This window comes from Moraxella osloensis (assembly GCF_001553955.1).
Lineage (GTDB): Bacteria > Pseudomonadota > Gammaproteobacteria > Pseudomonadales > Moraxellaceae > Faucicola > Faucicola osloensis.
This window is the reverse complement of sequence record NZ_CP014234.1, coordinates 710796-724754: the sequence shown is the minus strand read 5'-3', so window position 1 is coordinate 724754 and position 13959 is coordinate 710796. Positions and strand designations below refer to the sequence as shown.

Annotated in this window: 12 protein-coding genes and 2 riboswitches; of the genes, 5 read left to right on the top strand and 7 right to left on the bottom strand. The window is 45.1% G+C overall.

All coding sequences use genetic code 11. The features are described 5' to 3' along the window. Nucleotides 1–30: 30 nt before the first annotated feature. A complete protein-coding gene (locus tag AXE82_RS03140; protein ID WP_062331335.1) occupies nucleotides 31–1272 on the top strand; it encodes an O-succinylhomoserine sulfhydrylase in 1242 nt (413 codons plus the stop codon). 112 nt (nucleotides 1273–1384) lie between these two features. Here AXE82_RS03140 and AXE82_RS03135 read toward each other — a convergent pair whose 3' ends face one another. Then, complete coding sequence (locus AXE82_RS03135) at nucleotides 1385–2155, bottom strand: NAD-dependent deacylase (protein ID WP_228140540.1); 771 nt, start codon at nucleotides 2153–2155, stop codon at nucleotides 1385–1387. Nucleotides 2156–2384: 229 nt separating this feature from the next. On the opposite strand from AXE82_RS03135, the gene AXE82_RS03130 reads away from it, so the two are divergent. From AXE82_RS03130 to AXE82_RS03120, 3 genes are all read left to right on the top strand, one after another. Next, on the top strand, nucleotides 2385–2714 hold the full coding sequence (locus tag AXE82_RS03130) for a YbaB/EbfC family nucleoid-associated protein (protein ID WP_007115923.1): 330 nt from the start codon (nucleotides 2385–2387) through the stop codon (nucleotides 2712–2714). 167 nt (nucleotides 2715–2881) lie between these two features. Further along, nucleotides 2882–3490: a recombination mediator RecR gene (gene recR, locus AXE82_RS03125; protein ID WP_007115924.1), complete on the top strand. Its 609-nt coding sequence runs from the start codon at nucleotides 2882–2884 to the stop codon at nucleotides 3488–3490. 82 nt (nucleotides 3491–3572) lie between these two features. Next, entirely contained in the window at nucleotides 3573–4784 is a 1212-nt protein-coding gene (locus tag AXE82_RS03120) for a ribonuclease D (protein WP_062331332.1), read from the top strand. A 75-nt stretch (nucleotides 4785–4859) separates the two neighbouring features. On the opposite strand, the gene AXE82_RS03115 is transcribed toward AXE82_RS03120, so the two are convergent. The 6 genes from AXE82_RS03115 to gcvT all read right to left on the bottom strand — a co-directional run bounded on the left by AXE82_RS03115 (nucleotide 4860) and on the right by gcvT (nucleotide 12556). After that, entirely contained in the window at nucleotides 4860–6251 is a 1392-nt protein-coding gene (locus AXE82_RS03115) for a GntP family permease (protein ID WP_062331328.1), read from the bottom strand. Between the two features lie 169 nt (nucleotides 6252–6420). Then, on the bottom strand, nucleotides 6421–9303 hold the full coding sequence (gene gcvP / locus AXE82_RS03110) for an aminomethyl-transferring glycine dehydrogenase (protein ID WP_062331325.1): 2883 nt from the start codon (nucleotides 9301–9303) through the stop codon (nucleotides 6421–6423). 93 nt (nucleotides 9304–9396) lie between these two features. After that, complete coding sequence (locus AXE82_RS03105; RefSeq protein WP_062331322.1) at nucleotides 9397–10131, bottom strand: nitroreductase family protein; 735 nt, start codon at nucleotides 10129–10131, stop codon at nucleotides 9397–9399. Nucleotides 10132–10263: 132 nt separating this feature from the next. Further along, entirely contained in the window at nucleotides 10264–10644 is a 381-nt protein-coding gene (gene gcvH, locus AXE82_RS03100; protein ID WP_062331319.1) for a glycine cleavage system protein GcvH, read from the bottom strand. A gap of 277 nt (nucleotides 10645–10921) precedes the next feature. Further along, a complete protein-coding gene (locus tag AXE82_RS03095) occupies nucleotides 10922–11308 on the bottom strand; it encodes an MliC family protein (protein WP_062331316.1) in 387 nt (128 codons plus the stop codon). A 114-nt stretch (nucleotides 11309–11422) separates the two neighbouring features. After that, nucleotides 11423–12556, bottom strand: coding sequence for a glycine cleavage system aminomethyltransferase GcvT (gene gcvT, locus AXE82_RS03090; protein WP_062334729.1), 1134 nt, complete (start codon nucleotides 12554–12556; stop codon nucleotides 11423–11425). Nucleotides 12557–12695: 139 nt separating this feature from the next. Beyond that, nucleotides 12696–12829: riboswitch (glycine riboswitch) on the bottom strand. Nucleotides 12830–12860: 31 nt separating this feature from the next. Further along, nucleotides 12861–12977, bottom strand: a riboswitch (glycine riboswitch). A gap of 456 nt (nucleotides 12978–13433) precedes the next feature. On the opposite strand from gcvT, the gene AXE82_RS03085 reads away from it, so the two are divergent. Then, nucleotides 13434–13886: a hypothetical protein gene (locus AXE82_RS03085; protein ID WP_227713340.1), complete on the top strand. Its 453-nt coding sequence runs from the start codon at nucleotides 13434–13436 to the stop codon at nucleotides 13884–13886. Nucleotides 13887–13959 lie beyond the last annotated feature (73 nt).

The window sequence follows — 13959 nt, the reverse complement described above, 5'->3', positions numbered from 1 at the left end:
ATTTATTTGATGCACAAAAGATGTAACATTATGACCCAATTAGACCCCAACTGGCAAAGTGATGCACTTGATTTAAGCCTAGACTATGCCGACCAAACCATCGCCGTGCGCGGCGGTTACCACCGTACCGATGAAGGCGAACATAACGAAGCGATTTTTACCACTAGCTCCTACGTATACAACAATGCCGCCGATGCCGCCGACCATTTTAATGGCAATAAAAAAGGCAATGTTTACTCGCGCCATACCAATCCAACCGTGCGCGCTTTTGAGCGTAGATTGGCAGCATTAGAGGAAGGCGAGCGCTGCGTGGCAACCGCATCAGGCATGGGCGCGATTTTGACCATGTGTTTGGCGTACTTGCAAGCCGGTGACCATCTGCTAGCCGCCAAGCAATTATTTGGCTCATCCGTCGCCCTGTTTGATACCTACTTTAAAGCATTTGGCGTCGAGGTGAGTTATGTCGATTGCTTTGATAATGACGCTTGGCAACAGGCGATGCAGCCAAATACCAAGGTGCTGTACTGCGAAAGCCCCTCCAATCCTTTGGCGCAAATTGCCGATTTAAGTTTTTTATCAAGGCTGGCGCATGACCACGATGCGCTATTAATCGTCGATAACTGCTTTGCTACCCCAGCCATTCAAAAACCTTTAATGTTGGGGGCGGATGTGGTATTGCATTCCGCCAGTAAATATATTGACGGTCAAGGCCGTGTGCTAGGCGGTGCGTTGGTTGGTAACAATGAATTGATGGAAAAAGCCTTTGGTGTAGTGCGTACCGGCGGAATTAGTCTATCGCCATTTAATGCGTGGGTGTTGCTAAAGGGTCTAGAAACCTTGTCACTGCGTATGAAAGCCCACTGTGAAAATGCCAATCAAATCGCTAAATTTTTGCACAATCACCCAAAAGTCAGCAAAGTGCATTTTTCAGGCTTGCCCGATCACCCATCCCATGACATCGCCAAACGCCAACACACGGCACTCAAAAATGTGCAAGGCGGTGCGTTTGGCGCCATTATTGGCTTTGAGGTGGCTGACCAAGCGGCAGCCTGGCATGTTATCGATAGTACCAACATGATTTCGATTACCAATAACCTAGGCGATGCCAAAAGCACCATTACCCATCCTGCGACGACCACACATTTTCGCATGACACCTGAAGCAAGAATCGAGGCGGGCGTGAGCGAAGGCTTAATTCGCTTCTCGGTGGGGCTTGAAGATGTCGATGATATTATCGCTGATTTAAAACGCGGTTTGGATACACTCGCCTGATATAAAGCCAAAAGCCAAAATCCAAAAGCCATTAGCCAGATAAAAAAGCCAGTAGCAAAATTTACTGGCTTTTTTATATCACTGTTTTATTGTGTTTTTTTATCTGGCTTTTTTATTTCAGCGCATTGACCAATAAAGGCAATATTTTCCCCGCTTTGCCTTGTAGTACGATATCAACTTCGGGTGTCTGGGTTGGCTTGGGATTAATCTCAATGACGGTTGCGCCCTGTTGTTTTGCCAAATCAATCAAGCCCGCCGCAGGATAGACCACGCTTGATGTGCCGATACTCACCAATACGTCACAATTGAGCGTTGCCGTTTCTGCCGTTTGCCAAGCGTCCTGGGGCAACATCTCGCCAAACCACACAATATCCGGGCGAATCAAGCCGCCGCATTCACAATGCTTTAACTCAGTATCTGTGACAGCAATGGCTTTGTCATACGGCTTGCCGCAATCATGACAACGATTTTTGGCTAAATCGCCATGCAGTTTTGCCACCGTGGCACCGCCTTGCTCATGCAGACTGTCGACATTTTGGCTAAACAGTGTCCAAGTTTTGCCTTGCTGTTTTGCCAAAGCTTGCCATTTACCTAATGCAAAATGGGCAGGATTGGGCTGTTTATCGGCGATTTGTCCACGCCACCATTGGTGCCATTGCCACACTAAGGCAGGTTCCTTTTCAAACGCTTGAATGCTGACCAAATATTCGGCTTGGTAGTGTTGCCACAGTCCGGTAAGTTTATCCCGAAAAGTCGAAATGCCACTTTCAGCCGAAACGCCTGCCCCCGTCAGGATGGCAATATTTTGCGCATATTTAATAACATCAGCGGCTTTATAGAGAGCGACCTCTAGCGATTGGGGTGTATTTGTTGTCATAGTCATAGTTTTTTGCTGTTAATGGGTTTATGGTAGTAAGGTTATTTTAGCATTTTTATGTTAGCAGTTTTATGTTAGCAGTTTTAGGTTAGCAGTTTTAGGTTAGCAGTTTTAGGTTAGCAGTTTTAGGTTAGCAGTTTTAGGTTAGCAGTATGCACTAACGATTAGCAATAGACAGTTTGCGGTCAAATTCGCTACAATGAGCCACCAACATTAGAAACAAACAGGAACACTTATGAACTTACAAGCTCTCATGCAACAAGCGCAAATGATGCAAAAGCAAGTCGAAAAAAACGTTGAAAACGCCAAGAAAAAACTGGCAGAAAAAGAAGTGCATGCCGAAGCGGGTAGTGGCTTGGTGAAAGTCACCATGAATGGTCGCCATGTGGTCAAACGTTTATCAATCGATCCAAGCCTACTGCAAGATGACCCTGATATGATTGAAGATTTGATTGCGGCTGCTATCAATGATGCCGTGCGTCAGGCTGATGAACTACATGAGACTGAAATGGCGAGTGCCACCAATGGCATGGGTTTACCACCAGGGATGAATGGTTTATTTTAAACCCACTAGGGCTATCCAGTAAGGCTATAAGTAGCGCTGTAAAATAGTGGAAAATTGCCTTGCGATTAGGTAGTCAAACCCCGATAAAAAGCTGATAATTGATTGTCAGCTTTTTTATTTTTCAGCCAGCTTTTTTTATTTTTTATCATGTTTATAAGAATGCGCCTATGCTTACGCCAAAATTTGATGAACTTGTAAAACAACTCAAAGTGCTACCCGGGGTCGGACCCAAATCTGCCCAGCGGATGGCACTGCATTTGCTCAGCTATAAACGCCCGCAAGGTCAAGCATTGGGCGAAGCGTTGATTGTGGCGATGCATGATATCAAGCAATGCCAAGTATGCCGTGGTTTATCAGATGAGGATATTTGCCCGATATGTAGCGATCCGCGCCGCAATGAGCGCGTGCTTTGTATCGTAGAGACGGCAGCAGACATGATGGCAATCGAGCAAACCGCTGGGTTTAATGGCAAATACTTTGTGCTTGGCGGGCATTTATCACCCATTGATGGCATTGGTGTGGAGCAGCTTGGCATCAATCAGCTGATTGGGCTGTTAAAGCAGCACCAAGCCGCGCAAACCCCGGTGGAAGAAATCATCTTGGCAACCAGTACCACGGTAGAAGGGCAAACCACCGCGCATTTTATCAGTGAAGCGGTCAAGCCTTACGTCACTCATATCAGCCGGATTGCCCAAGGGATTCCGATGGGCGGTGAGCTTGAGTATTTAGATAGCATGACACTGGGTCAAGCGCTGCAAAATCGTGGACGGTTATAAAATCTTTTCATCAGTTTGACAAGACAAAATCCTAGATTCATCATAAAATACGCTTAAATTATCCGCCCACAAGACCCAAGTTATGCTCATCCAGAACCCGTTAAGCCAAGCCCAATTACAACAACTTCATGACTTGCCAATCCATTGGGTGAAAACTCAGGACGCGCTTTTTGCCCTGCTCGATGACCTAGAGCAAGTCGATACCATTGCGTTAGACACTGAGTTTATCAAGCGCGACACTTTTTTTCCTATTCTTGCGCTGATTCAAATCAATACAGGCAAAGCGATTTATTTGATTGACGCGCCCAAGCTGTATTTAGAAGAATTTTGGGAAGTGTTAGCGGATATACCCACCGTGGTATTACATGCGTGTGGTGAAGATTTGGGGATTTATTACTTACTCTCCAACTTGCCTGCGCTGCGCAATGTGTTTGATACCCAAATTGGTTTGGGTTTTTTGACCGGTGAAAACTCGCTTGGCTATCAAAAATCGCTGCAAGAAACGATTGCTGTGCATGTGGATAAAGGTGAAAGCCAATCAGATTGGTTGCAGCGCCCATTAACGCCTGAGCAAGAAAGCTATGCGGTAGATGATGTGCGTTATTTATTGCCGATGTTTGCGGCCATCAAGAAACAGTTGACCGAACAAGGTTTATGGCAATACGCGGTTGAAGACTGCCAAAGCTATACCCAAGAAATTTTTGCCAACTTTAGCACGCCTGATAACGCTTTGTATTTGAGTGTCGCTGATTACCGCGATAATCGCGAGCAACTCGCCATGCTGCAAACGCTGTGCGAATGGCGCGAACAACTTGCCAAATCAATCAATAGACCACGCACTTTTATCCTGCGCCCGCAGGCGCTCCGTGAAATCGTCGAAAAACCGCCTTTTAGCATGAAGCAGCTAGGTTTTACCAGTATCAAGCCTAATGTGATTCGCATGTATGGGCAAGAGATTTTGACGCTGATTGATAAGGTACGAAAAGAAGATGACGCAGCCTATCCAGCTTTATTGCCTTTACCGTATCGTAGTCTGTCTAGCGATGTGCAAAAACAACTGGAAAAAGCGATTAAGCAGCATGGGCAAACCCTGTCAATTGATGAGACAGTATTGATGCGAAAAAAATGGCTGTCAGAGCTGTATGCTTATGCTGTCGCAGCAGAAAAACCGGCATTAAGCCCTTGGCTGAGTGGCTGGCGCAAAGCGTGGATTATGGCAGAGATTTTACCCATTTTAGATACGGTGATTGCCAATAACCCGCCATCTAGCGAGCATGAAACGACCGCTGAATAAATAAAAAATCCCACCACTGAGTGGGATTTTTTACTACTAAATGGCTTAAAAATAAACCGATTAAAAATAAACCGCTTAAAAAGAACCAAACATGGTACCCAAAGCAATAACCACCGTCACCGCAATCAGCGGAATTGCCATCGTCACCATGGCGACATCTTTATAAGATTGCTTGTGGGTCAGATGGCAAATGGCAAATAACGTAATCACCGCACCACTATGCGGTAGCGTGTCTAAGCCACCTGCTGCCATCACCGCGACACGATGCAATAACTCAGGACTTATCCCATGCGCCACTGCCTGCGCCAAATATTCTTTGCCTAAAATGGGCAGTGCGATACTCAAGCCGCCAGAAGAAGAACCGGTGATGCCCGCTAAGATAGTCATAGCCACGGCTTCTGAGATTAATGGGTTATTGGGCGATAGATTTAACACGCTATCTCGTAACACCGCAAAACCCGCCAATGTCGCAATTACCGCACCATAACCGACTTCTGAGCCTGTATTAAAAATAGGCAACATGGAGCTGTAACTGCCTTTATTAAGACTGTGTTGCAAGTTCGTCCATTTGCCCAAGCGCAGCACAATCAACGCAATAATAGCGGTGACTAAAGCGATAATGATGGACCAAAGTCCCAAAGCGCCCTTGATATCCAAGTCTTTAAACTGCGCTTGCAGTGCAGAGAAATCCATATTCGGAAAAACCGCGTACGTTAACAAGGCATTGATGCCGATCACCAATACCAAAGGAATCATCGCCACCATAAAAGAGGTGTGATGGGGGTCTAAGTTATCAGCGTGCAGCTCATCATCTTCATGAATACCATATCCCTCGCCAGCCGTTTTGGCGCTATGGGCGCGTCGTTGCAACCACAACATGCCCAAGCCAAACATCACAAGCGAACCAATAATACCCAGTATAGGTGCGGCGAAGGCATTGGTACCGTAATAGGGAATGGGAATGGCGTTTTGGATGGCAGGTGTCCCGGGTAACGCCGTCATGGTAAAGGTAAATGACCCTAACGCAATCGCCCCTGGAATTAGCCTTTTTGGTACCTCTGCTGACTTGAACAAATCTTTAGCAATCGGATAAATAGCAAAAGCTACCACAAACAGCGACACACCGCCATAGGTTAAAATCGCACAAACCAAAACCACAGCCAGTATGGCTTTATTCGCGCCTAATTTGCTAACCACCGTTCTGGCAATCGCTGTGGCAGCCCCAGAATCTGCCATGAGCTGACCAAACACCGCCCCTAGCAAAAATATGGGAAAAAACTTCAATAAAAAGCCACTCAACGCTTTCATAAAAACGGTGGTATAGATAGGCAGTGAGCTTAGAATATCACCCGATAGCGCAACCGCTAGGGTTGCCATCAAGGGTGCTAAAATTAATACAGAATAGCCGCGATAGGCAAAATACATTAATAGAAAGAGCGAAATAATAATCGCAATGGTACTAAACATAATGTCATCCTTGACTTATGATGGGTTTAAAGTCACGCGTGGTGATTACAATTTTTTTGAGTCCCCTGCATCATAGCAGAATTGTTTTGACTCGCAATTGGCTTTATAGCAAAAAGCCACACATTTTTGCATGGCTTTTGTAAAAAATACGGTGAGTGTTGATTGAGGTTTACTCTGCGATTTCACCATTCTCATAGCTTGAGATATCGGGGCAAGAGCAGATTAAGTTTTTGTCGCCATACACATCATCGATACGGCTCACCGATGGCCAAAACTTATTGTCGCGTACATACGCCAGTGGATAGGCGGCTTCTTCACGGCTGTATGGACGATCCCAGTCACCGGTCACCACCTGTGCGGTGTGTGGTGCGTTCACTAGCGGGTTGTTATCTGCTGGCCAGTCACCGTTTTTAACTTTCATCGCCTCAGCTTTGATTTGAATTAAGGCTGAGATAAAGCGGTCTAGCTCTTCTTTGCTTTCTGACTCAGTGGGCTCAATCATCAAAGTACCTGCCACAGGGAAAGACATGGTAGGCGCATGAAACCCGTAATCCATTAAGCGTTTGGCGATATCAACTTCGGTGATGCCTGTTTCGGCTTTTAGTGGGCGGATGTCAATGATACATTCATGGGCGACGCGACCATTTTCACCACTATAAAGTACGGGGTAATGGTCTTTTAATTTCATAGCGGTGTAATTGGCATTTAATAGCGCAGCTTCTGTCGCTTGCACCAAGCCATCACGACCCATCATGGTGATATACATCCATGAGATAGGCAAAATGCTGGCTGAACCAAACGGGGCAGCCGATACCGCACTCATGCCATCTTGGGCATTGGGCACCGCAGATACGACGTGGTTAGCAATAAAAGGCGCCAAATGTGATTTCATGCCAATAGGACCCATGCCAGGACCGCCGCCGCCGTGTGGAATACAGAAGGTTTTGTGCAAATTCATGTGTAGCACGTCAGCACCGACATCCGCAGGCTGCATCATGCTGACCTGCGCGTTCATGTTAGCGCCATCCATATATACTTGACCGCCGTGCTCATGAATTAAATCACAGATATCACGGATACCTTCTTCAAACACACCGTGTGTTGAAGGGTAGGTAATCATCAAGGCACCCAGATTGTCACTGTATTTTTGCGCTTTTTGGGTCAAGTCGGCAATATCAACGTTACCACGCTCATCGGTGGCTACCACGACGACTTCCATCCCCATCATTTGCGCCGTGGCAGGATTGGTGCCGTGCGCGGAGCGCGGAATCAGGCAGATATGACGGTTGGGTTGACCTAAGCTTTCATGATAACGACGAATCGCCAATAGTCCTGCGTACTCGCCTGACGCGCCTGAATTTGGCTGCATAGAGATAGCGTCAAACCCTGTGATGGCTTTGAGCTGCTCTTGCAGGCCTTCAATCATTTCAATATAGCCGCCCACTTGTTCACGAGGTGCAAATGGGTGCACATTGGCAAATTCATTCCAAGTAATCGGTAGCATTTCGCTAGTGGCGTTAAGTTTCATGGTACAGCTACCCAGCGAAATCATACTATGATTCATCGCCAAGTCTTTGTTTTCTAGCTTTTTCAAATAACGCAGCATTTCATGTTCGGTGTGATAACGATTAAACACAGGATGACTTAAAATCGCATCGGTACGTAGCAATGACGCTGGCAAAGACAAGCTGATATCATCGGGTAATTGAGCGGCTACGCCTGTAAATAACTGCGTGAGTACACCAAAATCTGCCGCATCACTGGTTTCATTAAAGGCAATGGCGATATGATTATCGTCTACTTTGCGCAGGTTATAGCCGATATTAAGGGCATTTTGATAGATTTGCTCAGTTTGACCTTGGGTATTGATGAGCACGGTATCAAAAAACTGCTCATGCACAATCGACATGCCAGCTTGTTTGATGGCTTGGGCAAAAGCGCTTGCTAACGCATGAATGCGGGTGGCGATACGTTTCACGCCTTCAGGACCATGATACACCGCATACATCCCAGCCAAATTTGCCAGTAATACTTGCGATGTACAAATATTTGAGTTGGCTTTTTCGCGGCGGATATGTTGCTCACGGGTTTGTAGTGCCATACGCAAGGCTTGTTTACCTTGAGCATCCACCGATACGCCAATGATACGACCTGGGGCAGAACGCTTGGCACTGTCTTTAAAGGCAAAATAAGCCGCGTGTGGACCACCAAAGCCCATCGGCACGCCAAAGCGCTGGGTGTTACCCAGTGCCACATCCGCACCCATGCTGCCCGGTGATTTAAGAAGTACCAGACTCATCACATCCGCGGCAACGATTGTCTGCGTGCCTTTGGCTTTGACTGCACTGATGATATCAGTTAAATCAACCACATCGCCTTCGCTACCCACGTACTGGAAAATTGCGCCAAAGAAATCGCCATTCTTGGCAACGTCAAAATCACCGACCACTATATCCCAACCAAAATACTTGGCACGGGTTTTGATGACATCTAAGGTTTGTGGATAGATACGGCTATCAACAAAAAACTGGTTAGATTTACTTTTACCGACGCGTTTTGCCATCGCCATCGCTTCAGCCGCCGCCGTCGCTTCATCAAGCAAACTTGCGCCCGCCAATTCAAGACCTGATAAGTCAATACAAACTTGTTGGAAGTTGAGTAATGCCTCTAAGCGACCTTGGGCAATCTCCGCTTGATAAGGGGTATAAGCCGTGTACCAGCCTGGGTTTTCAAGCACATTACGTTGAATCACCGCAGGTAGGCGAGTCGGATAATAGCCTAAGCCAATATAGCTTTTATTGACCTTGATTTTATCCGCCAACCCGCGCAACTTTGCCAAGGCATCATGCTCAGTCATACTTAAGGGTAAATCTAACTCTTTGTTAAGACGTACAGAAGCTGGCACCGTCTGTTCAATAAAGCTTGCCATGCTGTCAGCGCCGACGGCTTTTAGCATTGCTTCTTTTTCATCTTGGCTAATGCCAATATGACGATGAATAAATTCTGATGATTGGAATAAATCAGCAAATGATTGAAAAGACGGTTGACTCATTCAAGTTTCCTTTAGCGTCTGATAAAACATTGAAAAAAAAATAGCAGGTTTTGCCATGGCTAACATGACAAACATCGGTTGAATGGATAAAAATTACACTTTAACGATAAAGCGCTCACGCTCAAAACGGTATTGCTCACTATAGATACCACGCTCGTCACGCTCACCGGCAGCAATCACCATACAAATATGCTGCTCTTCATTGAGGTCAAGCAGTTTTTTGAGTTGTGGCTCGTCAAATCCCCCCATCGGGCAACTATCAAAACCGTGGGCACGGAAAGCAAGCATCAAATTCTCGGCAGCCAGTGAGGTGCTAATGAGCGCCCAGTTTTTGAGATCGTCAGCATCATAAATAGGTTCAACCATCGCTCCTCTGACTTTGCGAGTGGCTTGCGTCAGCGCCCACTTGGCAGGGGTGAACACATTCATCACACCGCGCGTCATGATCAGCGGAATAAGCTTGCCATAATAATCTTGCACGGGTTTTGGTACGGGTTTGACGGGAAAATACTTGATATTGTCTTTGGCATGTTGACGCCACGTGTCAGTGCGAGCGACCACGACAATCAGCTTATTGGCGGTCTTTGCTGCATTTTGGCTCATACAATAGGTCACAGTTTTTTGGCGCTTTTCTTCAGATTCAATCACAAAAAATTGCCAAGGCTGTAAATTACTTGAGCTAGGTGCTAACATCGCCATATCGAGACAGGCGTTTAGCACCTCGTCACTGATGGGCGTTTTGGTAAAGCGTCGTACCGAACGGCGAGTGCTCACCACCTCATAAAAACTGGCTTGTTTTGGGTCAGCAAGCGGGGTAAGTGTTGACATAGCAGCTCTCAAGTTAACAAAATAAAGGATGCGTTACAGTTAATTGATAGGACAACAGGCTAAGGTAATCAAGCGACTACCTTAGCTAGACTCTATAAAAAAGACGAGATAAAGACTATGAGATAAAGATAATTAAATACTATCTTGGTACTCGTCTGCGTCCATCAAGCCTTGGTAATCATCGGCATTGTCTGGTTTGATTTTAAAGAACCAACCTTCGCCATAAGGGTCTTCATTAATGGTTTCTGGCGCATCTACCAAAGCTTCATTGACCGCTATGATTTCACCAGCGATGGGCGCGTAGACATCCGAGGCAGCTTTCACCGATTCGACCACGGCAATTTCAGCATCCACGTCAACGTGTTCACCTACTTCAGGCAATTCAACATATACGATGTCACCGAGCAAGTCTTGGGCGTGGTGAGTAATACCCACGGTGATAGTGCCGTCTTCTTCTTGGCGTAACCATTCATGACTAGCCACATATTTTAAATCTGCTGGAATATTGCTCATAACTATTTTCCTCAAAGCGAAAGTAGGGGTGAAAATAAAAGGCTGTTAGCCAAGTAGTCGCACTTGGCGCCTTTTTACTAAACATGTTTAAAAGCCTAGTATTTAAAAGCCTAGTATTTAAAAGCCTAGTATTTAAAAGCCTAGTATTTAAAAGCCTAGTATTTAAAAGCTTAGTAATTTAACAAACATAAGTAACAAAAATATGGTCGATACAATGTATATCGACCAAACTTAAAAACCAACTTAGCGGTTTAACCCATTTAACAAGTGAATCGGATTAAATAGCATTACACACAAAGTTATAATCACGACCTTGTGAGGTCACGGTTAACGCACCTTCTGCACCTTTAACGCCCCAATCATACATGGTAGTTTTGGTCGCATTTGACAAGGTATAGCGGTTACCCGAGCCTGATACATCTTGTTTTAATACCATCGCTGCTTGGTTTAGACCGAGCATTGGCGAGGTAATTTTTAAATTAGCGATATTATTGCCGTTTTCTTGGCCATAGAATGCCACAACTTCAGTGTTATTGTCACATTTAAAGGTTTGTGAGTTTGCTTGAATTGCCAACACTTGTGACGGACTAGGCTGTGCCACTGGGGTTGAAGTACAGGCCGCCAAACTTGCCAAAAACGGTACAACAAAGAGTAATTTTTTCATGATTTTACCTTCTAAAGTAGGATGAATTTATTATGGGTTTCCCAAATTACGCTGACTAATTATTTGAATGTTGTTCATTAATAAGCGCTAAATCCATCATAACATGATAAAATCTTAGTTGAATTGTTTGTTGCCATTTCTAACAAACGGTAACGAAATGATACGTACGGGCGTCGGTGTACCCCGCAAATCAACGGTGGCTGCGGTATCGGTCGTCTTTGGAATACGGGCAATGGCAATCGATTGCTTTAGGCTTGGGCTAAAGGTGCCGCTGGTGATTACCCCAGTTTTGCCATTGTCTAGGGTTACCGTCATGCCTTCACGCAGTACCCCACGTGACTCTAGCACTAAACCTACTTGCATGACGTCATTACCCTCAGCAATCGCTTGCTCTTGTTTGGCTTGCATGGCTTCACGACCCACAAAATCCCGATCGTCTTTTACCGCTAACGTCCATGCCATACCGCATTCATACGGATTGATAGTTTCATCCATCTCATGACCGTACAAATTCATACCCGCTTCAAGACGTAATGTATCACGGGCACCTAAGCCTGCTGGGGCGATGCCATGGTCTTTAAGTAAGGTAAAAAACGCTGAGGCCTCGGCTTGTGGCAAAATGACTTCAACGCCATCTTCACCCGTGTAACCGGTACGCGCCACAAACCAATCTGCGCCCTCAATGTCGGTCAAATCTTTGCCCACAAACGGTTTTAAGGTAGCTAGGCTATCTGCCCAATTTGGTTTGGCTTGGCTCAGTTTCTGCAGAGCATTGGGACCTTGCACTGCAAGCATAGCAAGTTCTGGGCGCTCGGTAATGGTGACGGCAAAGTCTTTGGCGATTTTGTCAAACTGTGCCAAATCTTTATCGCGGGTGGCGGCATTTGAGACGATGCGATACTCGGTCTCTGCATCGTTCATCCGGTAAACGATTAAGTCATCAATCACACCGCCGTTTTCGTTTAGCATGGCAGAATAAAGCGCTTTACCGACAAATTTGAGTTTGGCGACATCATTGGCGAGCAGTTTTTGCAGCCAAGCTTTGGCGTCTTTGCCGGCGATGTCAGTCACGACCATATGTGACACGTCAAACATGCCCGCATCCGTACGCACAACGTCATGCTCTTGAATCTGTGAGCCATAATGAATAGGCAATTCCCAACCAGAGAAGTCAACGATTTTGCCGTTGCTATCGATATGGGATTGATAAAAAGGGGTGCGGTTTAAAGGCTTGTCTGTGGCTGACATGGCAAATCCTTGAGTGGGTAAAATCAAATAACGGTTTGATGTTTGATTTGATGGTTTAATAGCGTGGGATAAAACGCTAAAGCCAAACATCGCACATCAATAGAGCACTAAAACTAATCCAACTTTATGTCGGTAGCTATCAGCCCTATCTGTCCTGTTACCTGAGATTTTCAATCGACTTGTCACTTCTTACTTCTTATACTATAAATAGACAAGTCAATCTTTTCCCCTTCGGTGGCATTGCAAAGCAATACACTCTCCAGATTTGTTGTATTTTGATGCAGTGCATACGCCACTGCCAAAATTTACGATTCCAGTCCTTTTACCTGAGCGATTATAGGGTCTTTACGCCTTCGGTGATGGTTTTGGTATTTCATAATTTGATGAAAAACAAAACAACATTCTCTCCTGACATCTTCGATTATTATGCTGGGTTTTTAACTTTTTGACAAGCAAATTTGCACAGATTTTATGACCGGCTGATGTTTTAGCAAGACTGCATTATGAGGGTGATTGTGTTATAGCAAATAAAGCCAAAAGCAAGTATGATTAAAGCCATTGATGAACATGAAACTTTAAGTAGTTAAATAAAGTTAAAGTGTTTAACTAAAGTGCTTAAATAATTTTTGTGGTTTTGGGTTAAAATTTTGCGCGCTGACCCCATTAAAAGCAGAATAATTTAGCCTTTAACATTTTGAATATCTTTGAATATTAACCCCAAATACCAAAAATTTTTACCAAAATTTATTAAAAGTTACTATAAACGTCAATTCTAACCTCGCTGAGGGCAAATTGGCTGATTGAGAACTGGTAGATGAGTTGGGTTGTTACCTTATAAAGATGGCATGATAACAGGAATAAAATAACGATGGACTTGATGAATATTTCGTTGATAGGCATTTTAACCAGTTTAGCAATGGGTGGCGCGTTGCCTGATGATAGCAAAACCCAACAGCAAGTGGCGCAAGTGTCAACTCATATTTTGCCAAATATCGCAGGACAGTGGCAGCTGCGACTTGATAAAACCGACGCTGCGCAGCCAAATTGCCAAGAGCGGTATAATTTTGGGCGTGATCAGCAATTTATCGGTTCAAGCGGTCAGGAATTTACGTATGGTAAATACTTGTACGCTGACACAGGGAATGGATTACCAGTACTAGCGATTCAAACCCAATATGATAACAATGAAACAGACTGTTCTGGCAATCGCGTTGACCAGACGGGGGATATTTTGGTTGCTTACGTCAAACAGCAAGGCGAGCAAATGCAGTGGTGCAAGGATAGTAAAGGCACCCAATGTGATATGACATTGCAGCGTGTGTTGCCCTAAATTTTTTTACTTTTTCTCTGTACATCCCATAGCACTTGCAAGAGTTGCCGGTGCTATTATCCTCGTTAAAACT